This window comes from Coleofasciculus sp. B1-GNL1-01, from assembly GCF_040220235.1.
GTDB lineage: Bacteria > Cyanobacteriota > Cyanobacteriia > Cyanobacteriales > Coleofasciculaceae > Coleofasciculus.
This window is the reverse complement of record NZ_JAVJTO010000030.1, coordinates 75,051-97,260: the sequence shown is the minus strand read 5'-3', so window position 1 is coordinate 97,260 and position 22,210 is coordinate 75,051. Positions and strand designations below refer to the sequence as shown.

At 45.3% G+C, this 22,210-nt stretch carries 20 protein-coding genes and 1 other RNA gene; 7 read left to right on the top strand and 14 right to left on the bottom strand.

Going from position 1 to position 22,210, the window contains the following annotated elements:
* Positions 1 to 5 precede the first annotated feature (5 nt).
* Positions 6 to 1,040 carry an AAA family ATPase gene (locus tag RID53_RS07140; RefSeq protein ID WP_446387452.1) on the bottom strand — a complete coding sequence of 345 codons (1,035 nt, stop codon included), beginning with the start codon at positions 1,038 to 1,040 and terminating at the stop codon, positions 6 to 8.
* A 630-nt stretch (positions 1,041 to 1,670) separates the two neighbouring features.
* Between RID53_RS07140 and RID53_RS07135 the strand changes: the two genes are divergently transcribed.
* A complete protein-coding gene (locus RID53_RS07135) occupies positions 1,671 to 2,843 on the top strand; it encodes an S-layer homology domain-containing protein (protein ID WP_446387451.1) in 1,173 nt (390 codons plus the stop codon).
* On the opposite strand, the gene RID53_RS07130 is transcribed toward RID53_RS07135, so the two are convergent.
* Entirely contained in the window at positions 2,840 to 3,121 is a 282-nt protein-coding gene (locus RID53_RS07130) for a hypothetical protein (RefSeq protein ID WP_446387450.1), read from the bottom strand. The genes RID53_RS07135 and RID53_RS07130 overlap by 4 nt on opposite strands.
* A 290-nt stretch (positions 3,122 to 3,411) precedes the next feature.
* Here RID53_RS07130 and RID53_RS07125 point away from each other — a divergent pair, with 290 nt between their 5' ends.
* Positions 3,412 to 4,446, top strand: coding sequence for a glutathione S-transferase family protein (locus tag RID53_RS07125; protein WP_446387449.1), 1,035 nt, complete (start codon positions 3,412 to 3,414; stop codon positions 4,444 to 4,446).
* Between the two features lie 125 nt (positions 4,447 to 4,571).
* Here RID53_RS07125 and RID53_RS07120 read toward each other — a convergent pair whose 3' ends face one another.
* The 3 genes from RID53_RS07120 to ssrA all read right to left on the bottom strand — a co-directional run bounded on the left by RID53_RS07120 (position 4,572) and on the right by ssrA (position 8,575).
* Positions 4,572 to 6,233, bottom strand: a complete 1,662-nt coding sequence (locus RID53_RS07120; RefSeq protein WP_446387448.1) for an adenylate/guanylate cyclase domain-containing protein — start codon at positions 6,231 to 6,233, stop codon at positions 4,572 to 4,574.
* Between the two features lie 430 nt (positions 6,234 to 6,663).
* Positions 6,664 to 7,701, bottom strand: coding sequence for a helix-turn-helix domain-containing protein (locus tag RID53_RS07115; protein WP_446387447.1), 1,038 nt, complete (start codon positions 7,699 to 7,701; stop codon positions 6,664 to 6,666).
* Between the two features lie 484 nt (positions 7,702 to 8,185).
* Positions 8,186 to 8,575, bottom strand: a transfer-messenger RNA (tmRNA) gene (gene ssrA / locus RID53_RS07110).
* A 386-nt stretch (positions 8,576 to 8,961) separates the two neighbouring features.
* Here ssrA and RID53_RS07105 point away from each other — a divergent pair.
* A complete protein-coding gene (locus tag RID53_RS07105) occupies positions 8,962 to 9,300 on the top strand; it encodes a P-II family nitrogen regulator (RefSeq protein ID WP_006098071.1) in 339 nt (112 codons plus the stop codon).
* A gap of 48 nt (positions 9,301 to 9,348) precedes the next feature.
* Here RID53_RS07105 and rdgB read toward each other — a convergent pair whose 3' ends face one another.
* From rdgB to RID53_RS07090, 3 genes are all read right to left on the bottom strand, one after another.
* Positions 9,349 to 9,921: an RdgB/HAM1 family non-canonical purine NTP pyrophosphatase gene (rdgB, locus tag RID53_RS07100; protein WP_446387446.1), complete on the bottom strand. Its 573-nt coding sequence runs from the start codon at positions 9,919 to 9,921 to the stop codon at positions 9,349 to 9,351.
* Positions 9,922 to 10,082: 161 nt separating this feature from the next.
* Positions 10,083 to 11,519 carry a phosphoglucomutase/phosphomannomutase family protein gene (locus RID53_RS07095; RefSeq protein WP_446387445.1) on the bottom strand — a complete coding sequence of 479 codons (1,437 nt, stop codon included), beginning with the start codon at positions 11,517 to 11,519 and terminating at the stop codon, positions 10,083 to 10,085.
* A gap of 290 nt (positions 11,520 to 11,809) precedes the next feature.
* Positions 11,810 to 12,130: a hypothetical protein gene (locus tag RID53_RS07090; protein ID WP_446387444.1), complete on the bottom strand. Its 321-nt coding sequence runs from the start codon at positions 12,128 to 12,130 to the stop codon at positions 11,810 to 11,812.
* 714 nt (positions 12,131 to 12,844) lie between these two features.
* On the opposite strand from RID53_RS07090, the gene psbO reads away from it, so the two are divergent.
* Positions 12,845 to 13,681 (top strand): photosystem II manganese-stabilizing polypeptide, encoded by an 837-nt coding sequence (psbO, locus tag RID53_RS07085; protein ID WP_446387443.1) that lies wholly within the window; start codon positions 12,845 to 12,847, stop codon positions 13,679 to 13,681.
* A gap of 367 nt (positions 13,682 to 14,048) precedes the next feature.
* Positions 14,049 to 15,125, top strand: a complete 1,077-nt coding sequence (gene acsF / locus RID53_RS07080) for a magnesium-protoporphyrin IX monomethyl ester (oxidative) cyclase (protein WP_446387442.1) — start codon at positions 14,049 to 14,051, stop codon at positions 15,123 to 15,125.
* A 197-nt stretch (positions 15,126 to 15,322) separates the two neighbouring features.
* Here the strand turns inward: acsF and RID53_RS07075 are convergent, their stop codons facing one another.
* From RID53_RS07075 to RID53_RS07065, 3 genes are all read right to left on the bottom strand, one after another.
* A complete protein-coding gene (locus RID53_RS07075; protein WP_446387441.1) occupies positions 15,323 to 15,880 on the bottom strand; it encodes an SH3 domain-containing protein in 558 nt (185 codons plus the stop codon).
* Between the two features lie 550 nt (positions 15,881 to 16,430).
* Positions 16,431 to 16,634 (bottom strand): hypothetical protein, encoded by a 204-nt coding sequence (locus tag RID53_RS07070; RefSeq protein WP_446387440.1) that lies wholly within the window; start codon positions 16,632 to 16,634, stop codon positions 16,431 to 16,433.
* 217 nt (positions 16,635 to 16,851) lie between these two features.
* On the bottom strand, positions 16,852 to 17,700 hold the full coding sequence (locus RID53_RS07065) for a lysophospholipid acyltransferase family protein (protein ID WP_446387480.1): 849 nt from the start codon (positions 17,698 to 17,700) through the stop codon (positions 16,852 to 16,854).
* Positions 17,701 to 18,235: 535 nt separating this feature from the next.
* Between RID53_RS07065 and RID53_RS07060 the strand changes: the two genes are divergently transcribed.
* Positions 18,236 to 19,051, top strand: coding sequence for a pentapeptide repeat-containing protein (locus RID53_RS07060; protein WP_446387439.1), 816 nt, complete (start codon positions 18,236 to 18,238; stop codon positions 19,049 to 19,051).
* Positions 19,052 to 19,170: 119 nt separating this feature from the next.
* Here RID53_RS07060 and RID53_RS07055 read toward each other — a convergent pair whose 3' ends face one another.
* Together RID53_RS07055 and RID53_RS07050 are read right to left on the bottom strand one after the other, a co-directional pair.
* The gene (locus RID53_RS07055) at positions 19,171 to 19,599 is read right to left on the bottom strand and encodes an FKBP-type peptidyl-prolyl cis-trans isomerase (protein WP_446387438.1); all 429 of its coding nucleotides are present in this window, start codon (positions 19,597 to 19,599) and stop codon (positions 19,171 to 19,173) included.
* Positions 19,600 to 19,954: 355 nt separating this feature from the next.
* Positions 19,955 to 20,365, bottom strand: a complete 411-nt coding sequence (locus RID53_RS07050) for a hypothetical protein (protein ID WP_446387437.1) — start codon at positions 20,363 to 20,365, stop codon at positions 19,955 to 19,957.
* Positions 20,366 to 20,633: 268 nt separating this feature from the next.
* Between RID53_RS07050 and RID53_RS07045 the strand changes: the two genes are divergently transcribed.
* Positions 20,634 to 21,443: a DUF1350 family protein gene (locus RID53_RS07045; protein ID WP_446387436.1), complete on the top strand. Its 810-nt coding sequence runs from the start codon at positions 20,634 to 20,636 to the stop codon at positions 21,441 to 21,443.
* 563 nt (positions 21,444 to 22,006) lie between these two features.
* Here the strand turns inward: RID53_RS07045 and RID53_RS07040 are convergent.
* Entirely contained in the window at positions 22,007 to 22,198 is a 192-nt protein-coding gene (locus RID53_RS07040; RefSeq protein WP_446387435.1) for a hypothetical protein, read from the bottom strand.
* Positions 22,199 to 22,210 lie beyond the last annotated feature (12 nt).

The window sequence follows — 22,210 nt, the reverse complement described above, 5'->3', positions numbered from 1 at the left end:
ATTTCTTAATCTTTATCAATTGTTGCAATGGGACTGTTATATGCTTTTTCCAGGATAGCCTTACGATAAGAATATCGAAAGACAGCTTCTGCCACATCTTCCTGGGTGATTTGCCGAGTACCCTGAATAGCACATGACTTACGGATATCGAGACAAACTCGCTCGGCGTCTGCATAAGTTGAGTTGGAGAGATGACTCACAATTTCATTGACTTGTGACGCTTTAAATTTTAGAGGGACTAATCTTTTTTTTACCAACTGCTTAAGCTGCTCATTCGTCGGTTTCTCAAAACGAATTATATCATCAAATCTTCTCCAAGCGGCTGGATCTAAAGCCTGCTCAAAGTTTGTTGCCGCAATAACCAGTGATCTGCCACTGAAGTTATCCACAATTTGGAGATATGAATTAACAACTCGCTTAATCTCACTATGCTCTGTCGGATCGTCCCGCGAACGACCTATAGCGTCAAACTCATCAAAAAACATCACCCACTGTCCTCTTTGAGCATAGTCAAAGACTCTGCGGAGATTAGCAGCCGTTTCACCTAGCAGTGATGAAACAACAGCATCAAAGCGAACATACAACAGAGGCAATCCTAATTCTGCGGCAATGGCTTCGGCTGCTGCTGTTTTACCACATCCAGATGGACCGCAAAACAAAACCCGTCGTACTGGGAGCAAGCCATTCGCCTCCAGCACTTCCCATTCACGAAATTCACGCATAAGCCTGTCAAGAGAATGCCGGATCTTTTGGCTCAAAATTAGATCATCCAGATAACGGCTCGTCCACTTTGGCTCCAGTAACCCGACTCCCTTGTCAGCATCTCGCGGAATAGGTCCAAAAAGTGTCAGATTAGAGGGTTGTCCTTGTTCTATATACCCGTTCCCATTCTTCAGTATTCGTTCTAGCTCGTTTGCCAAAACAATATGATGCTTCTTTCTCTCCTGTTCAATAATTTCTGCCGCCGCCTCACGGAAAGCTCGGTCATCACGCTTTTGGTAGCTCTGTAGGAGTTTTTTTAACAGATCTGCTCTTGCCATTGTTCTCTTTATACGCTACCTAAGCGTCGTTAACCTAGTAGGAAAAACATAGTTTGCACTATCCTCAACTGTATTTAGGATTTAACTGGAGTTGAGATAGGCTATGGCTTTACTGAGTTAGTTCAATTGTACTACAGTAGGGATACCAAAACTATTAAGATTTGATGATCAACAGGACGATGATCTCCTTTGGCTCAACTGTAGATAGGCTATCATCTTTAGGTGCGATTGCCTGACGACTCATTATCACATTTTTACAATGCCTGTATTGCACCCAAGCGGGACATTAATACAATACTTCAAGTCAATTCGTCGCAGATAGAATCAAAGCAAAATTCTCTATCTGAGTAAATGACATGACCACACCTTTGGGTGGAAGCCCATTAAGCTGATGTGGATTTAAATTGAGTATTCCCTATTCCCTATTCCCTGTTCCCCGTTCCCTGTTACCTTTGTAGAATTTAAGGATGCCAACCTAAATACTGAACAGCTTCCTGAAAAGAGCGATCGCGCCTCTACCTAAAGTTATAAAAACCCCCAATCCAATCATCCTCTTAAGTTAGAGGCATATAGGATCGTATTTTTGCTAAAAGATACCCAATACATCAAAACCTTAGAGAATTGGGTGCTATGAAAAACACTATACTTTATTCTGTCCAACACCTTAAACCTATTTTTTCCTGGCTATCGGTCGGACTCTTTGCTAATGCTTTTGGTGGAAGTATTGCCCCACCTGCCAAGGCACAGAACTACTCAGATATCCAAGGTCATTGGGCTGAACAATGTATTCAAGGATTGACTCAGCAAGGAGTAGTCAGTGGTTATCCCGATCAAACCTTTAAACCAAATAATGTGATTACTCGCGCTGAATATGCGGCGATGATTGACCAAGCATTTCCCAATACCTCTTTAGAACGAAATGCGATTAATTTTAAAGATGTCTCAGCCTCCTATTGGGGTCAAGATGCGATTCAAAATACCTATCGCAAAGGATTTCTCTCTGGATATCCGGGTCAAGTCTTTAAACCCAATGATTTGATTGTACGGGTAGAAGCCTTTGTCGCCCTCGCCAGTGGGTTAGATTATGAGAGTCCAACTTCCCCGGAATCCCTGCTTAACGCCGCCTATACGGATGCTCAAGAGATTCCTGAATACGCCGAAGGGAAAATTGCCGCCGCCACTAAAAAAGGCATTCTCATTAGTCCTCCCAAGCCAAATATGCGACTGATGGGCCCCACTGATCCGGCAACACGGGCGCAAGTTGCTGCTGCATTATGTCAAGTTAAAAATGTGTCGGGTGTACCCAATCGTTACGTCGTGAATGCCCAGCAACCTGAAGACAATTCTCCTATCGCCCTCAGCCAAACCTGCACCAATGAGGCGGTAAGTTATACGGTGAGTTATCCTCAAGGTTGGGTGACAAATTCCGGATCGGTGGTAGAACAGTGTAAGGTTTTTGATCCAAAATCAATTTCATTGCCAGAACAATCTGAAAGTTTCGATGAAGCCGTACATATCCGAGTTGATAATGTTCCCTTTGAACGGGTAGCGAGTGCGGATAACCAGACGAGTCAAGAACTGTCTCGCCGTCAGACGACTATTGATGGGTATCAAGCGGTGGTTGTTGAAAATAAAGCCACAGGGATAGGATTAATCCCTGAGGGAGTCCGGTCTTATTTATATTTCGTCGATCTCGATGGACAAACTCTGATTGGGACAACCTATGATATGCAAGGTCAACGCTATCAACGCAATAAACAAGTGTTAGACCAGATGATGAATAGCCTGAGTTTTAACCGTTAAAGTTTCTTCGGTAACTCGCTATCCACTTCTGGAAAATAGCGGCGAATTACGGAACAATCAAATTTTGACAGGATAGACGAGGCGGGTTCACGTTCCAGTAGGAATTCAAACGCCGCCTCGACTAATTGTTCGGGTGAAACTTTACCTTGCGACCATTGGTTATAGTCTGATTGACTAAGGGTGACATCGTAGTTATACTCGCGATCGTTTTCTAGTTTTACCTGATAAGACCAGCCGTTGTCACGTTCAGTTGCGGATTGGATGGTGATGTTAGCCATATCTAACCGTTGTCTGGTGTGCTTTGGTGTTGGATGATCAGCAGGAAAACCCAACAGTAGCTAGACTATCATCCCTGGATGCGATCGCGATCGCTACTATTCGCGGCTATTCGATACAGTAGGGGTGTGGCACAGCTAAAATTGTGGAAGAGGTTGTAGTTGTAGGTTGGGTTGACGACAGGAAACCCAACAGAATATAGGATATAGGGCTAAAGCCCTTACTACGAACCCAAGCTAATCCATCAAACTAGATGTATCACGCCAGTAGGATACATTTCATTTCTTCACTCATGGCAACATCTTCTTGGAAACCGAAAGGTACATCTCTTCCCTCAACCGTAATTATTCGGTTGGGCAAGTTTGTCTGGACGACAATGTGGCAGACTATGATGTCCAAACTAGCACCGAAGAGCAAAAAGGGAGAATATATTCGCCCAGAGAGTCAGTTTAGACAGGCGATTGGAACAGACGCCGGAAACCCCTATCCACCCGCCCCGGGGCGCTATACTCTGTTTGTAGGACTCGGATGTCCTTGGGCGCACCGGACGCTGGTTGTGAGGGCGCTGAAGGGATTGGATGAGGTTATCGGTGTGTCGATTGTCTCGCCATCTTCAGATCAGGGAATCTGGGTGTTTGAGAAACCCGAACAGGGCTGTCACACGTTGCCAGAATTATACCAGTTAGCCCAATCCGGTTACGGTGGGCGTTCGACGGTTCCCGTATTGTGGGACAACCAGACGAAGACAATTGTTAATAATGAGAGTGCCGAGATTATTGTCATGCTCAACTCTCAGTTTAATCAATTCGCGAAGAATGCTGCACTGGACTTGTATCCAGAGGATCTGAAGTCCGCGATCGCTGAGTGGAATGATAAAATTTACCATACGGTGAATAATGGGGTATATCGCTGCGGTTTTGCCCAATCTCAAGAAGCTTATGATCAAGCCTGTGATGAATTATTTACTACACTCAATGAAATTGATGCGGTGCTAGAGACAAATCGCTATTTATGTGGGGATAGAGTGACGTTGGCAGATGTGCGTCTATTTACAACCCTATTCCGCTTTGATATTGTCTATTACGGACTCTTTAAGTGCAACCGTCGCCGGATTAAAGACTATCAAAATTTAGGTGCTTACCTGCGCGATTTGTATCAGCTTCCGGGGGTTGCGGACACCTGCGATTTAGAGAGTGTTAAGCGAGATTATTATGGGAATTTGTTTCCGCTGAATCCTGGCGGAATTATCCCCAGCGGTCCGGATGTGTCTAGCCTGATGGAACCTCATGGTCGAGAGACTGTGGGTAAAGCTTCAGTGATCAGCTAAGTAGAGTCTGCTGAATAAGTCTTGTGGTGGGAATAGGCAATAGGCAATAGTTTCAACATCTCGACTTACAAAGGAGGTTTGCCATGGTAAACGTTCCTGGTAAAATTTTGTCCAACGTTCAGTCGTTAAGATCGGCTAAGTGTAGTTACTAGACCACCATTCTCGCACAATACCTCTGTTGCGTTATACTGCTCCCACAAAACCCGATAGAGATGCAAAGGCGAAGTCTTACCCTTCACCCAAACAGGTGGTATTTTTTCTAGGGGAATACTCGGATCACCCAGCTTATCAAACGTACTTTGAGCGATTAAAATTTGCCCCGCTTGAGCCACATCACAAATTCGACTGCTCACATTCGTTGTATCTCCAATTGTGGCATACTGAATCATATTTTTAGAACCAATATTTCCAGCGGCGACTGTACCTGTATTTAACCCAATGTGAATTTGAATAGGTTGTCGGTTGTCTCGAATCCATTTTTGATTTAAGCGGGAAACTGCCCATTGCATTTCTATCGCTGCCTGTACCGCTAAATCCACATCATCCGGTTGGCGATACGGTGCGCCCCAAATTGCCAAAATTCCATCACCAATATACTTTTCTAATGTGCCTTTGTAAGGGAAAACAATCTCTTCAACAACAACCTGAAAATACTCATTCAGCATTTCAACAATCTGACACGGTTCCATTTCTGACGACATTTGCGTATAGTTGCTAATATCGGCAAACAAAGCCGTCACTTCCGTCTCCACTGTCGCTAAATGTCCTTCTTCCCGTAACTTGCGACTCACGGATTGTGGAAAGAATCGTTGTAACTTTGCCTGCATCACTTCCTGTTCCTGCATCTTCTTATACAGGCGGGAATTTTCGATCGCGATCGCGGCTTGGTTGGCTAGACAAGTTAAAAACTCTAAATCCTCATCAGAATAGATATCAGCCATTGACAAATTATCCACATACAATACCCCAATCACCTCATCTGCGGGCTTCAGAGGAACACACATGGCGGCATGAATCCCTTGTTCAACGATAGAGATTGAATCGTTAAATAAGCCATCTTTGCGAGCATCACCCGTGAGAATTGCATCGCCCTGTTCACGGACAAAATTAGTAATTTTACTACTGTAAAAATTTTCGTCAGTCGGGATTCCCGATCGCCAGTTTACGGATTTTTGTTCCAGAAAATCTGTCGTTTCATTAACCATCAAAATAGTAGCGCGATCGATATGCATGATTTCAAATAGCAAATCGACGATTTTTTGCAGTAATTGATCGGGATCTTCCGGAGAAGACAGTTGTTTACTGACTTCCAGTAAAATTTGCAACTTATCAACCGTTCGTTGATGAGCGTCTTGCTGCTTCAGTTTAATAATAGAATTTTCTGACTTATCGGGTTGTAATAAATCAGTGATGGCAATTCGAGTTTTTTCCGGAGAGACTTGCTTGACAATTGAAATTTCCGTATCAGCATCTGATGATACAGTTTTCTCAACCCTAGGGATTTGCTGTACAAACTTAAACGATACATCCCCTAAACGAATAAAATCTCCATCCTTAAGTTGACATTGTTCAACTTTAAACTCGTTAACAAATGTACCATTGAGACTATTAAGATCCCGCAGTATCACAGCGTCAGGGGAAAACAAAATCTGAGCGTGGTAACGGGAAAGATAGGTATGGTCAACTACAATAGTGTTATCCTCTTCCCGCCCAATTGTATTCGCGCCTAAACTTAATGGATAGATTTGCTTGTGTAATATGTCACAAGTACAGATTAAGTAAGTCACTGTCTTAAAAAGGGGTAAGATTACTCAACATCGTTAAATCGTTAAGGAAACACTATATAATTCAGTCGATTTGCCAGGATAAAGTCATGAATAAGGCAAATAGCTCCCAGCTTGCAATTCGGTACTGAATTACAAGAAAGGATCGTAACAGCCGAGTCTTATTTTATGTTTCTATATCACTATTCTGACGACAGGAATTCCGTCCGATAGATCTGTGTTAGGAGTTGGTGAGGAATTGGCAAAGAGTCTATAAAGTGGTCATTCGTCTTATGTCTTATGTCATTCGTCATTCGTCATTCGTCATACTCGCTTTCATCGAGAAGGAAGCTACGTCATTCGTCCTTCGTTAATTGTTCATGGTTCCGCCGAAAAATTTATTCTCTCCCTCATCTTCCCCATCTTCCCCATCTTCCTCATCTTCCCCATCTCCTTAAAACGGAAATGCTTCCGGGGGAGCAATATCCGCTCCAGCCTTTACACCAGTTTGACCCGATTGAATCCCAGGTCTATGGGTAGATTTGCTAGTTTCAGCGTTTGGAGAAATAGCGTTTTGACCAGGAGTCGCAGGTTCAGGTTCCGCTGTGTTTTGTGGCGCTGATTGTTGATTCGACATCCAGTTGAGTCCTCCCACTGCTCCTGCAATCAACGTGGCGTAACCTAGATATAAATGAACAGATTTAAGGTGAAACCCTGTAGCGACTGGATCTTTATACCAGGAAGGAATCACAGACTTGACCGGATCAATTTCCGGCAAAGACAAGGCTAACCCTACACCATCTAACCCTAGAGCATAACCAAGCCGACGAATAAAACCACGAATATAAATATCCTCGGGTAGCTGAGCCAGACTACCCGTTTCTAATGCTTCAATTTGATGAATGGGGACTAAGGTTTGGCGATGGAGTTGCTGAAGGCTCAAAGAGCGAGATTTACGCGCTCGTCGCAGTTGTTGACCAATTTGCTGCAACATCTCTTCCCGTTCTAGGGAAAGCTTTTGCGCGGCTAATTCTGCTTTAGTGAGTTTTTTACGCGACTGAGTTTCCCCAATCTCTCGATCCGCTAAACTGGGCGATAAGTTTGTCTCAACCCTATGGGACATCGTTTCTCCAGAGCCAATGGGACATTCCGTCTCTTCAGTTTGGGGAATCTCCAACTCCTCCTCTTCGGTTTCTGTCGGTTGATTCATTCCGTCAGAAGCCACAGGAGTTACAGGAACAACTTTATACTGTCTGGCAAATTCCTGAAATGTCAACCTTACGGCTTCTCGCCCCACCGCCTTGACCAGAATATGAGCGTTGCTTGAGGCTTCTCCTAACATCGTTTGTAACCCAGCCATGGTGCGGCGGTAAACTTCACTATCGATGAGTTCCGCCTCAATCTGATTCAGAATAGACCGCAATCCTTCCTGAGAAAGTTCAATGGTTGAGCTATCGATAAAACCATTACCATACGTAGGTTGCATTACCATAACTTGCTCTTGCTCGTTGTTGTTTACATATTTAAGGATGAGGTACTCCAGAGTAAGGGATTCAGTGGGATAGGATTACTTCCCTACTCCTTTTGGGCGGTCAAATCCTCGCATCCTTACCTCCAATATCATGATTGAATGAACACCAAAGCCGGAGTTTGGAGTTCATTCATCTAACCCGCAACAATTGTTAATAAATTGATAAGGGCACCGAAGGCGTTTGATTACCTTTTTCTGTCATCAAGGCATTCATCCGGATAATCTGATAGTGAATCCGGGTTAACTATTTCCTTCTTGGTAAGGACAAGGCAGATGGCAGATGGCAGATGGCAGATGGCTTCCAGGAAACAGTACCCCGGTGATACAGGAGGTTAATGAAGCCCATTTGGTATGAATGATGGCAAACTAATCAACGTATTATCAATGATAAAAACCCCTTCATCTAGCATGAAGGGGTCTTATTGCATCGGAAAATTGAATTTAGGAATGGAGCCTACGGGAATTGAACCCGTGTCCGCATTGGGTATTTACCTACCGATCATTCACAGGTTTAGCCCTTCTCATCCTCAGGGCGGGAACCATCCATTATCCCGGATGGTGGGATGCTTTGGTTAGGTCTTTGCTAGACAGCCGACCAAAGACAGCTAACTAGCGCATCCGTTGGGGTTGTGTCCTTAGCCCTTAACGGAGTCAGACTAAGAACGCTCGAACCTATAAGAGGTGTTTAAGCGGCTACAGGAGCTGCCTTACGAGCAAAAGGAACGATGTTGTTCGCAGTTACTTTTGTTTGAGTCCGGGATTTACGAGAGAAGACTCACTCTCGACCTGTATCACGGGTTGGCTTTCACCAACACGTCGAAACCATTAAGGCCCCCCGTGATATATTTCTCATTTTAATCAAAAGTTTGGCGATCGACCACCGTAGCCTGAGGATTGGGGAAATGCGAGAGTTTTGACCCTTGACGACTGAAGGCATAGTTTGTCGGGGCGAGTTTCACCCTGCCCTGATCGAGTGTTGACCGTCTGGGAATTGGCGATTGGCGACGGGCAATGCATACGACACTCTAAATAACTGTATTTAATGTTACAAAAAATTTATTGATGGGAGTGTAAAACTAAATCGCGATACGGAAGTATGAAGCAACTAGGGGCGAAGAAACGTCAGAAACAGCGACTTCAACGAAGTAAGTCGCCGTAGTTCATCGTGTCATACTGGTCTGATACATATAAATAAAGAAACGTAAGTGAGGAGCTAGAATCTTGAAAAAGGTAGAAGCGATTATTCGACCCTTTAAGCTTGATGAAGTTAAAATCGCCTTGGTCAACGCTGGAATCGTCGGGATGACGGTTTCGGAAGTTCGGGGATTTGGACGCCAAAAAGGTCAAACCGAACGCTATCGAGGTTCTGAATACACCGTTGAGTTTCTGCAAAAGCTCAAAGTGGAGATTGTCGTCGAAGATGCCCAAGTCGATATGGTAGTAGAAAAAGTTATTGCTGCTGCTCGCACGGGTGAAATTGGCGACGGAAAAATCTTCATCAGTCCCGTTGAGGAAATTGTCCGGATCAGGACAGGTGAACGGAATCTGGAAGCTGTTTAAATTACCTTATGAATTATGGATTAAAAATTAAGGTTTCTAATTCATAATTCATAAGAGTTGATTGAACTGGGGGAGGAGTAATTCAAAGGCTTTGCCCCGGTGACTGTAGCGTCGCTTCAGTTCCGGAGTCATTTGGGCAAAGGTTAATCTCTGTTCTGGCACGTAAAAAATCGGATCGTAGCCAAAGCCACCTGTACCCAAGGGAGCCTTAAGAATTTCACCTCGGCACACGCCCTCCACTTCTAAGGCGATTGTGCCATTAGGACGAGCGATCGCGATCGCACAAACAAACTGCGCCCCCCGATTGGACGTATCCCCCAGTTCGGACAGCAACCGCTGAATCCGTTCTGCATCGGTTTTCCCATAGCGTGCAGAATAAATCCCCGGCGCTCCATCCAAAGCATCTACTTGTAAACCAGAATCATCGGCGATTGACCATTGACCCGTGGCTTGGGCGACACCTAACGCCTTGAGACGAGCATTCGCCGCAAAGGTATCCCCCGTTTCCTCAATCTCGATTTCCGGTGGCTTAAGCTGCAATTCCCAAGGCGAATCACCGAGATATGCCTGCATCTCGCGTAATTTACCTGGATTTCCAGTGGCAACAATTAGGTTGGTCATTTGTCATTGGTCATTTGTCATTTGTTAGGGAACAGGGAACAGTGAACAGGTAAGGTAGAATTTCTAGTTAACTTCCCCATCTTCCCCGGCTCCCCCGGCTTCCCCGGCTCCCCCGGCTCCTGATAACTGCTCACTGATAACTGATAACTCCCCCTGCTCTCTTATCCCTGATTCCTATTTGCCCAATCTTTTGCCCAACTGAGGGTTTGACGAACTTGTTCTGGAGTCGAAGCTTCACAGTAAAGGCGTAAGACGGGTTCGGTGCCACTGAACCGAATCAGTAACCAGCTACCATTGGCTAACCGGAACTTGTACCCGTCGATTGTCTGACAATCAACAACCCCTTGACCATTAATCTCAGTGGGGGGTTGGGTTTGCAGTTGGTTGAGTAGACGCGATCGCTCATCCATTCCTGCTAGATGTAAATCAATGCGGTCATAAACCGAGGTATAGCCGACTTGCCCTTGTAAGCGTTGGTAGAGTTGGCTTAAATCCATACCCGATTCCGCGATCGCTTCCAACAGATATAGGGCAGAGAGTAAGGCATCGCGTTCTGGGATATGTGTCCCATACCCAATTCCACCGGATTCTTCACCTCCCAGCAAGACTTGGGTAGAAACCATGCGATCGGCAATATATTTGTACCCAATGGGGGTTTCGTGGAGGGGCAATTGATAAAGTTGAGCAATTTTGGGAATTAAATCCGAACCACTAATTGTTTTTACCACTTCCCCTGTCTCTTGCCGTCGGGATGCTAAATGTTCAATCAGAATCGGGATTAGAATTTGAGAACTGAGGAAATTGCCTTGTCCATCCACTGCCGCGATGCGATCGCTATCTCCGTCAAAGACCAATCCTACCCGTAAAGCCGCCTCTGCTTGCCGTCGGTGGGTACGGATGTGGCGAAAGAGTTGAGACAGATAACGGGGCAAAGGTTCCGGCGCACCGCCACCAAATAAGGGATCACGGGAGCTATTGAGTTCCTGAATCGGTACATTTAAAATTTTGCTCAAGCCCCCTGCGGCTGCGCCATGCATAACATCGGCAAAGACAGTCAATTTACCTTGGCTAATCAGGTTCTGAATACTCGCCAAATTTATTTTTGAGCGCAGCGCATCACAATAACTTGACCACGGATCAAAGGATTGGATTTTACCTGGTGTTGGCGCTGAGGCTGGAGGTTGAGCGAGTTTGGCTTCAATTTTTTGGGTAATTTCTGGCGGAACTGATCCCCCAAATGCCCCCTTCACTTTTAATCCCAGATAACTGGCTGGATTATGGCTAGCCGTTAGAACCAAAGCCCCTAGAGCATTCTGGTTATTTGCTGCCCAGCTAAATGCCGGGGTGGGCGCGTAACTTTCAGAAAGCAACACATCAAATCCCAGGGATTGGACAACCTCCGCCGTCTTTTTGGCAAAGGTTTCCGCCATAAAGCGCCGATCATAACCAACAACCACAGTACGGCTACCGCTGGTTTTGCCATAAATATCAGCGAGGATTTGAGTGGCGGCTGTCGCAACTAACGCCACACGCTCAAACGTAAAATCGGCGGCGATCACACCTCGCCAGCCGTCTGTGCCAAACTTAATTTCATCCATAGTCCCTGCTCAAAAATAAGAAGTAAGATAATAAAGTGCTAAGACTGACGGCTGGATCTTAGCACCTGTTGCCCCAACTGTCTTGTTGGCGCAACATCGTTTAACCTAATCTCCAAGACGTTTCCCGCCATAATCTCGCTCCGCAAGCGGTGAGATGAATTGGCAGAGAGAAAAAACTTGTTTTTATCTCATTAGCCAAGCCTTCTAAGTCGTTATAGACGATCCTAACTTTACCCTGCTTGAGTCAACGTCTGGCTCGGCTAGCTGGGGTTAGCCAGCGCTAGATCACGTTAGGGTTGTTGAATCTCCGAGATTGCCGCTTCCGGGAAATTTGTCAGCAGCGATCGCAGCTTCATCCGCGCCACATAGGGCCAACCCCCTAATTCTTCAATATCTTTGAGCAGCGCATACAAGGTTTGTCGATTGTCGGGTAACGAGTCTTGAAATAGACTATCTCGGATCTCGCGGTGCGCCTCTTCCAGCGTCCGCAGCAGAGCCAGCAGTGTTAAGGTATCCCCTTGATGCCTATCGGCTAACGCCCAAATCTCCGTCCTTAGAGCTTGTAATTTGACCTGTAGATCTTGAGCATCTAACTCATCACTAAAATTCATCCTACCCCTGTCAATCTTCGTTGTTTCTTGCCATCCGCTTGATTGAAAGCGTAAAAGTGTCGCTTCCCGTGTACAATGAAGCGAGAAAAGCTAAGGTTCACGCTTTCGGCATCATGTAGGGAACAAGGCTTTAGTAAGCCACCGTTCGATCTACTAAACGATCACCGATAACCAGCGTGTGACCAAAACTATACCATGGTGTCAACGACCGCACACCTAATCGCAGGATCAGGTGTAGGCTCTCCAAAGCCTGTTGACCAGACGGCTCACCTCGACTTCGCTCGGTGAGCGGAGCCGAACCGAGCAGCCGTTATGACTAAGTGTTAACGTTCGTACCTTGGGATGCATGCCAGTTCCAAGCCCTACAACTGAGTAATTAAACTGGTTATGCGGGAAAGCCAGTGTTATTCAGAAAGTACCGAGTCATAGCTCGTCGAGGTAAACTTTACCGGAGAAATCCAAGTGTTTTTGGGAGTAATCCCAGTGCGGCAATTTCGTCGGGCGTTGCCCACCTGCTTCGCTATCGGACGCTGACCCTCCGGGTTCTCCTCGTCCGCCCCTTTGCCGCATTTAAGGTGGAGTGAATTTAGGGTGACTTTCGTTGATATGGTAAGGATAGTTGCGGTTTTATTTATATAAACCACAGCCTGATTCACTAACTAATCACCATAAAAAAATTTTTCTTGTTTTAGAGATTGACGATTGAGGTTGACCATGAGGTATCGCGCATTTATTGTTGCCTTTTTGGCATTGTGTCTGGGGGTATTAACTGCTTGTTCGGATGCAGCAACAGCGACTAGTCCTGATCAATTGACCTACGACCAGATTAGAAATACGGGCTTAGCGAATTTATGTCCCCAGCTCTCAGAAACAACTCGTGGTTCTATTCCCATTGAGTCTGATAAGTCCTATCGAATTGTCGAGCTGTGTTTACAGCCAACCAGCTTCTTTGTCAAGGAAGAACCGACAAATAAGCGTAGAGAGGCAGAATATATCCCAGGTAAGTTATTGACCCGGGCTACCTCTAGCCTAGACCAAGTTGAAGGTTCCTTGAATTTTGGAGAAAATGGCAGCCTTATCTTTACTGAAGAGGATGGTATTGACTTTCAAGCGATTACAGTACAGCTACCTGGAGGCGAACAAGTTCCCTTCATGTTCACAATTAAAAGTTTGGTTGCCACAAGTCAGCCAAATATGACGAGCGTGAATACGTCTACTGACTTTGAAGGAGAATTTAAGGTTCCGTCTTATCGGGGTGCTGTGTTCCTCGATCCCAAAGGTCGTGGTGTAGCATCTGGCTATGATAATGCGATCGCGCTGCCTTCCAAAGCGGATGAAGAGGAATTCGTTCGCGCTAACGTTAAGCGCGTAGAGACCCGCTCGGGTGAGATGTCTCTACAGGTCTCTAAGGTGGATAGCTTCACCGGTGAAATTGCTGGTACCTTTGAGAGCGAACAGACGGCTGATACTGACCTGGGAGCCGAAGAAGAACCTGAAGAAGTCTTGATTCGGGGGATCTTTTACGGTCGCGTTGAAGCTGAAGACGCTTAACGGCTTAGGACTTCCGTACTAAACCGTCTTTGATTTAATTAATTAGGGGCATGGCGATAGTCATGTCCCTTTTGACAAAAACCGAGGAGATGGGGGAGATAGGAAAGATGAAAATTCTCTGTAGAGACGCTTCAAAAGCGCATCTCTACTTACGTTGTTATCTGTTACCTATTCCCTGTTCCCTGACAAACATGAAGAAAGGTTAAGCAAATTTACAAATTTTAACCTTAACTGGATTTTGCACTCACCCAAGACCTTGGTAGACTCAATATGCAGCGCTAAAAAATCGGCGCGGGTCGAGTCACCCCCCAATTGCCCCATTCTCAAGTCCAAAATCGTAAGTAAAAGATAACGAGTAAAACCAACTATGGTAGATACCCTTAAAAAACCTACCTTTGAAGAAATGAGACCTGGCGTTAAATCTCCGGCAAAGGAGACCATACTGACGCCTCGGTTCTACACGACAGACTTTGAAGCCATGGCGCAGATGGATATCTCGCCGAATGAGGATGAGCTATTGGCGATTCTAGAAGAGTTCCGTGCGGACTACAATCGCCACCACTTCGTCCGGGACGCTGAGTTTGAGCAGTCTTGGGAGCATATCGACGGTGAAACCCGCCGCTTGTTTGTGGAATTTCTGGAGCGTTCCTGTACAGCAGAATTCTCTGGATTCTTACTGTATAAAGAACTGGGTCGTCGGATAAAAGATAAAAGCCCGGTTCTGGCAGAGTGTTTCACCCTGATGTCTCGTGATGAAGCACGTCATGCGGGTTTTCTGAATAAGGCGATGTCAGATTTCAATCTGGCGCTGGATTTGGGATTTTTGACCAAGAATAAGAAGTACACCTTCTTCCAGCCGAAGTTTATCTTCTACGCCACCTATTTGTCCGAGAAGATTGGCTATTGGCGGTATATCACCATTTATCGCCATCTTGAAGCTCATCCTGAAGACCGCATTTACCCCATCTTCCGGTTCTTTGAAAACTGGTGTCAGGACGAAAATCGTCATGGGGATTTCTTTGATGCGATCATGAAAGCCCAGCCGCAAATGTTAAATGATTGGCAGGCGAAGTTATGGTCTCGCTTCTTCTTGCTCTCAGTATTTGTGACAATGTATCTAAATGACATCCAACGGTCTGGTTTCTATCAGTCGATTGGTTTAGATGCCCGCGAGTATGATAAGCATGTGATTAAGAAGACCAACGAAACGGCTGGACGGGTATTTCCGGTGATTTTAGATGTGGAACATCCTAAGTTCTACGAACGTCTGGAAGTCTGTATTGGCAATAACGAAAAGTTAACGGAAATTGCTAACTCCAACAGTCCGAAGTTCCTGCAATTTTTCAAGAAGCTGCCCTACTATGTCTCTAATGGTTGGCAGTTCCTGAGACTCTACCTGATGAAGCCCATGGAAGTTGCTTCTCAACAGGGCGTGGTTCGTTAAATAACTCAGTTCCAGACAGCATGGTATGATGGCGCGTCTGGAACGACCTCAAATTTGTCTCCGCTAATTTAATAAAATCGCCCCTCGCTGACCTCTTTTGATGGATAGTGAGGGTTTTTTCTATTTCTATAAGAGGGCTAGATCCAGTCACTAAACTCTACAGATTTGGTATCATGTTTAACCGAATGAGAGAAATTCTAGGAACAGGATTCCAAATAACCCGACGCCACAAAACCAGATACTGGCGCACTAATGGACACCCAGTCACTCCCTCGCGCCTCACGAATATTGACATACCGCCCATTATCTAACGTCCGGATGATTGGACTATTCGTTGTTGGGCGTCGTCTCACATTCAAGCCACCATAGGCATCAACTTGAGCGCAACTCACTTGAGGTGGTGTTGGCGTGCCACAATAATTGAGGTACTCTGCTGATACATAACCATCTCTGGGATCGTCGATGGGAACCCAACCATTTTGACCGCGACTTTCTATATTAATCTTTGCGCCATTTGCCACAACTCCAACAATGCGACTATTTTCTGTCGGGCGTTCACGGATATTTAAACCATATCTGGCATCAACCTTACGGCAATCACTCCCAGCCTGGGCGATTTGATAGTTTTCTGAATTCTGAATCAACGATTGATTTCCCCCAGACATGGTTGGCGTTGCCATCGCCACTGTCGGTAAATTTATCACCGCTAAAGCACTGATTCCGAATAAGGATTGCCAAGCTTGCGTATGTTTCATTACTAAACTAATGAAGCCTCCGAATCTAACCTCTATGCCCCTATGCTTCCATTCATTTTAGGTTGCTTCATCTTTCGCAGGTGATAAAGTCTAGCCTTATCTCAAGAGGGAGGTTTGAGGTAACTATAGCATTGCGTCCATAACCTGAAGGGTTTGGTCGTAGGTATAGCAATAGACACATCGATTAGGACGTTCGGCACCATTGTAGAGACGTTGCATGCAACGTCTCTACATAAATGATGTGTCCTAACAGCCATGGCGGTCGCTATACATCCTTCAGCTTGTTTTCTAATTTAAGCCAAGTATTAATTGTTATAATTAGTAATTTTTAATGACTTACTTTTCAGAATAGAATTGAAGTTTTTTAATTGTGAATTTTAATCTGCGAATAAACAAGACTTAACGTTGAGTCAATACTATACTAGCTAACGACATCTTCTTCAGTTATTACAGCAGCCCTTGTTAACCCAGTGATACTATCACTGGGTTTTTTGCCCAGGAGAATTTCCCGGTTGTTTTGCCCTCCAACTACGATTAATAAACCAATGCTCTAGACTTTATTGAGCTTTCGTTGTAGGTAAGTGATCGTTTCTCCTACAGCTTCGAGCTTACCTTTCAGTTTCCACACACTTTCACTATTTTCTCCTCTTGATTCGATGACATTAAGAGTCTGTTGGTATTCGGTTTGACGTTCTAACCAGTAATCTAAATCCTGACGAGAGACGGATCGAGACGGATCAGTAGAATTACTCAAGGTACTATCCTCAACTTAATAAGTAGGTGGACTTGCATTAAAGTAAACGGTGGAGATTAGGGAACTCACGGGCAGGGAACAGTAAGGGTTTGAGGGCGATTTACTTGCACTTGTCGGAGCGTGCCGTTTTCTTGTGTCCGACCATTTACAGTTAATTCTTACAATATAGCGAAGGTGAAAGCCCCCATGTCCCTTCGCTTCGTTCATCTCAGCCGGATCAACTTCTACTCGCCACCTTGACTAAACCATCAAGTTCCCATTGCATCTGACTACAGACTTTTTCATAGCAAGCATTGACATATTCGCGATCGCTAGCTGCATCCCGACCATACCGTTCAAAGACAATCGGCGCACAAATACGAGTGTAAATTTGGACAGGTAAGGGAATATTGGGCAGAGGTCCAATCGCTAATCCCCAGGGTAAACCTAAATAGATGGGAAACACTTCCGGATCAAGACCAAATAACCAAGGGAACAATCCCCAATCGTGCAGTTGTCGAATCTGATCGTAAAAATCAGCCAAGACAATCAATGTATCATGAGCGCCGTGGGAAATAACGGGTATAATCGGCACACCTTCCCGTAATGCCAGCTTAATAAACCCTTGACGCCCCGCCAAATGGATTTTATTCCGCATGGTATGGGGACGAAAGACATCCTGTGCCCCCCCAGGGTAGACGAGGACACTAGCACCTCGACGCAAAGCCGCGATCGCCATTTTGGGATGAGTCCTAATTGCCCCTGTCTTAGCCGCTAGTCGTGCCGTATTTAGGTCATATTTCCAGCCATTGGGATGCATTAGCCCATAAACCGGACGTTCGGGACCAAAACGCCGAAACCAGTCATACATGACCATGATCATATCCGGCGCGACAAGTCCACCATTGTGAGAACCCACAAACAAAGCGTTATCCTGATCGGGAATGTGATGCCAGCCATCGGTTTTCACCCGAAAGTAGTAGTGGTAAAACCATCCCCATAAGGGCATGAAAGATTGGATGGTTTGGGGATCACGTTCATCGAGTGACCACCCGGGTTGGTCGTTTGGGATTGAGTTACCATTCATGAACGAAACAAAATGTTGGGTTGGGCGGATTCTGACCAAAAGCAGAAGAGTATAAGAGGGACAACCAGAGTGATGTTCTTCGAGAAACAGGATAACGTGCATCTAACGTGCATCCTTCATAAATATTAACGGAACCCAACCCATAAGGCTCTGCTTGCGGTTTGCCCTGTCGAATAGTAAACCCCTGAAGAGGTGACAATCTACTTTCCCTCGCCAAAAAAAAACCCTAAAAAAAAACCCCTAGGTGAGCCTCAAAGACACCGCTAGGGGATTCCCAAACAACCTAAACACTAAACAGGAGAATAACGACCACGTTGGAATGCGTTTAAGCTCCCTTACTTACCTAGTTTGCACCCTTGGACGACTTTTTATGTTTAGCTATGATGAAAAGCGTGTAAAGATTTGATGAATTTTTGTCTGATTGAGTAATCCATAGCATATTTGGCTCTAGTGGGGGTGAGGGGTAGCACCCATCACAATGCTGGGGGAAATCCTTGGGAAATTGATAGTACAACTCCAGTTTTCCCCAAACATTATGGATACTAACGAACTCCTGCGGCGTTATCTAGCCAGGGAACGGAATTTTCAGGGTGCTAATCTCAGGAAGATCAATCTCATGGGTGCTGATCTTAACGGTGCTGACTTGATTGGTGCTGATTTGAGTGGTGCTGATCTCAGGGGTACTCAACTGATTGACGCCAATTTGAGCAACACGGATCTCAGCCGAGTCAACCTTAGTGGCGCTAACCTGAAACAGGCTAACTTAAGCGGTGTCAATTTAAATGCAGCTAACCTGAGCCGTACTTTCTTGATGAATGCTGATCTCAGAGGCGCGACTTTGATTGAGGCGAACCTCATGGATGCTGACTTAGCGGATGTTAATCTCAGCCGAGTTAATCTCACTCAAGTTAATCTCAGTCGAGCGAACTTAAGTAGTGCGAACTTATTTGGAGCCATCCTCAAGGAAGCCATTATGGTGGGTGCTGATCTGAGTGGTGCTTTTTTAATTGGTGCTGACTTAAGCGATACCAACTTAAGTGGCGCTAATCTCAGCGGTGCTGATTTGAGAGGAAGCAATCTCAGTCGGGTTAACCTCAGTGGTGCTGATCTGTTTGGTGTGAATCTGAGTGGTGCTAATCTGACTCAGGCTACTTTGAATCGGGCGAACTTAAGCTATAGCAATTTGAGTAATACCAATCTCACGGAAGTTGATCTGAAGATTACCGACGTAGAGAACGCTCGATTTGGAGAGAATGAGGGACTCTCTGAAACCAACCAGTTTGATTTGCAGCGACGTGGGGCAATCTTGGAAATGACGAGTTTTAGTGTGGGGGGAATGTCGGGTTCTTAGCGGATGTTGAGGGAAATAGCGACTGACCTATTAGCAGAAAGAGAGAGTGCCAACATGAGTTGTGTTGATCAATTCCCAACGCACTCTCTCCTCCCTCTCTTCTTTGAGACAATCCTGGATCAAGCAATGTCCACTAACTGAATCTCAAACGTTAAGTCTTGTCCTGCTAGAGGATGATTGGCATCTAATCTCACATTCGAGTCGGTGACATCGGTAATCACCACGGGAATAACTCGCCCGTTGGGTTGTTGAATTTGTAATTGCTGACCGATTTCGGGATTCAAGTCTGGGGGCATTTTGTCTCGTGTCACCTCCAGTACCATTTCTGAGCGATGGGGACCATAAGCTTTATCCATGGGAATCATTTCGGTTTTGGAATCCCCAGGCGTCATACCCACAACGGCTTGCTCGAAACCTGGAATGACCTGTCCAGCATCAATGGTGAATTCTATCGGTTCGCGACTCAGGGAAGAATCAAAGACCGTACCGTCCTTTAGTTTACCTGTGTAGTGAATTTTGACGGTATCACCCACTTTCGCTTGTGCCATATTTATTTTCCTTGGAGTTGGTCAACACCTCTAGGGTATCAACTCGCGCAAATTTTGCATTATTTCTCTAGCGTGATTAACCAGTCATATCTATCTGGGAGGTGAGTCATATAGCACTATGGGGTATGGAAAGGACATCAGTTAGTCCAAAAGGGAACAGGGAACACCTCGACTTACCTCGACTCCGCTCGGTAACACGCTCGGTGTGTCACAGGGAACAGGGAACAGTAAAGAATGTCCACGCCCTGTCTTAGTACTGCTATAAGTCTAAGGAGACTGTAGGGTGAGCAAGGCTAATGAACCGAGTTAATCAGTCTATCGCTTGCCCACCTTAGCTAACATTCACCCAGTTGAATTAGCTTATGGAGGTCAGATCCTGCTCAGACTCCTCGGCTTCAGGAGTTGAAGCAGCTAACGCTTCTGGAGAAACAGGGATAGCAAAGTTATAGGGTTCAAAGACTTCCGATGAGGGTGTCTCTGTGATAATCGCTTCAGTGGGTTGGTTCTGGCGGGCTTTGAATTTTTTCACAGCGACTAACCCTCCGGCTACGGCGGCGATACCAACACCAGCAATGCCGAATTTTTTGTAGAAGTTGATTTTATCGCCAACGAGACTAGGAGATTCTCCAGAAACATTTTGGGAAACACCCTTTTTGCCAAACGCACAAGGGATGGCTTGAGTGGGGCTAATCGTTGCCAGGAATAGGCTACCTGTAACGGTTACGGTAGACAGGAGGCTTGTGAAAACCAGTTTGGATTTAATCATGATTGCTAAGGGATATGTCTAATCAGGGACAAAAAGCTTATCTAACAGTGTACAGACCTGATCCAATTATGGAATCATTATCCGATAACAATTTCTCATTAAATATATAAATCAAACTCGATGATATCGCTGAGATTCTTGGCAACGCTGTCCAATGACACGTTAGAAGGCAACGAGGTATAGGTACTCAACCGGACATGGTATATGCAGCGCCACCTCGCCAAGAGTACGTCACAATATAAAAATATAAGAACTTCCCTCTCTTCCTATGGACTGGCAAGAACTATCTGGTAGCTGGGTTTTAATTCCGTCTCGTCCCGTTGGCATTGTGCATTTTTTGGGTGGGGCATTTATTGCGGCTGCGCCCCAAGTCACCTACCGTTGGCTACTTGAGCAATTAGGGCGTCAGGGTTATTTGGTTGTGGCGACGCCGTTTCTCAATACCTTAGATCACGTTGCGATCGCCCGCGAAGTCCTCAACCGTTTTGAGACAACCCTTGATCGCCTCAAAGCCACAAGACTACTCAAGAAACAGTATTTACCGATATACGGTGTCGGACATAGCATGGGGTGTAAACTGCATCTGCTGATTGGCAGTTTGTTTTCCGTGGAACGGGCGGGTAATATTTTGATTTCCTTCAACAATTATCCAGCAAAACAGGCGATTCCGTTTCTGGAACAGTTCAATATGCTGGATCAGTTGACATTCCTCAAGCAGTTGAATATCAAGCCAGCCTTTGACGTTGAATTTACTCCTTCACCCCAACAAACGAATGATCTGATTGCCCAGCAATACGCCATCCGTCGCAATTTACTGATTAAATTTATCAATGATGAGATTGACCAAACGGCAATCCTATCCCCTGTGCTGCAACAGCGATTTCCGAATATGGTTGTGCTACAAATGCTACCGGGAAATCATTTAACACCGTTGGGACAAGATGTCAATTGGAAAACGGGAGATTCCTTCACGCCATTTGATGCGATCGGTCAGTGGATGAAGCAAGGGGTTTATCGGGATTTAAATCGATTGAAATTAGAGATGATTCGCTGGTTAAATCCTTTAGCGGTGGGGTAAATTGATATTGATAGATCAGTAGTGGGGCAAAAGTAGAGTTAACGGTTGAGATTAGGGAACAGGGAATAGGCAATGGGCAATAGTCATTCATGGGAATAGACAATAAAATTTACGGTTTTGTCAGGCGCACTGACGTGCGCCCCTACGATTTCTGGATGTAAGGCTAATCTAAATTAGGTGTGCCGCGCTACTACTGGACTGACATAGCTAAAATTGTGGGGTAGGTTGTAGGTTGGGTTGACGACAGGAAACCCAACGGAATCTAGGGCTAAGGTTCCCTACTACAAGCCGAATCTAATTCATCAAATAAACTGTGCCGCGCTACTAAGCTGTCATGCATTTACAGCAGTTTTCAAGTTAATAGACTACAGACGATGATTGCGCTAAAAAGCAAGCCAATACAATTTTGTATTCCATAAACCTGAAAAGCGCTGTAAATTGGGAATGGGTAGCGAGCAAGATGCTCAATGTAGCGAGCAAGATGCTCAATGTAGCGAGCAAGATGCTCGCACTACGGCAAGGATTTCGCAATTCTTGACATTATGGTTTAAATGCCGAACAGCTTACCTTAAACTATCCCACAGTTCCCAACTTAAAATTAACACTTCAATCAATAACGCCAGATTGGGATAAAACAATCCAATCAAGAAGGGAATCAGAAACTTGATGATGATCATTAGCCATCCGTGGGAATTCAAGTGTTTGAACCCCTGGATTAATTGTTGAATCCATCGACAATTTTTGGTTGAACCCATAACCGAACCTTG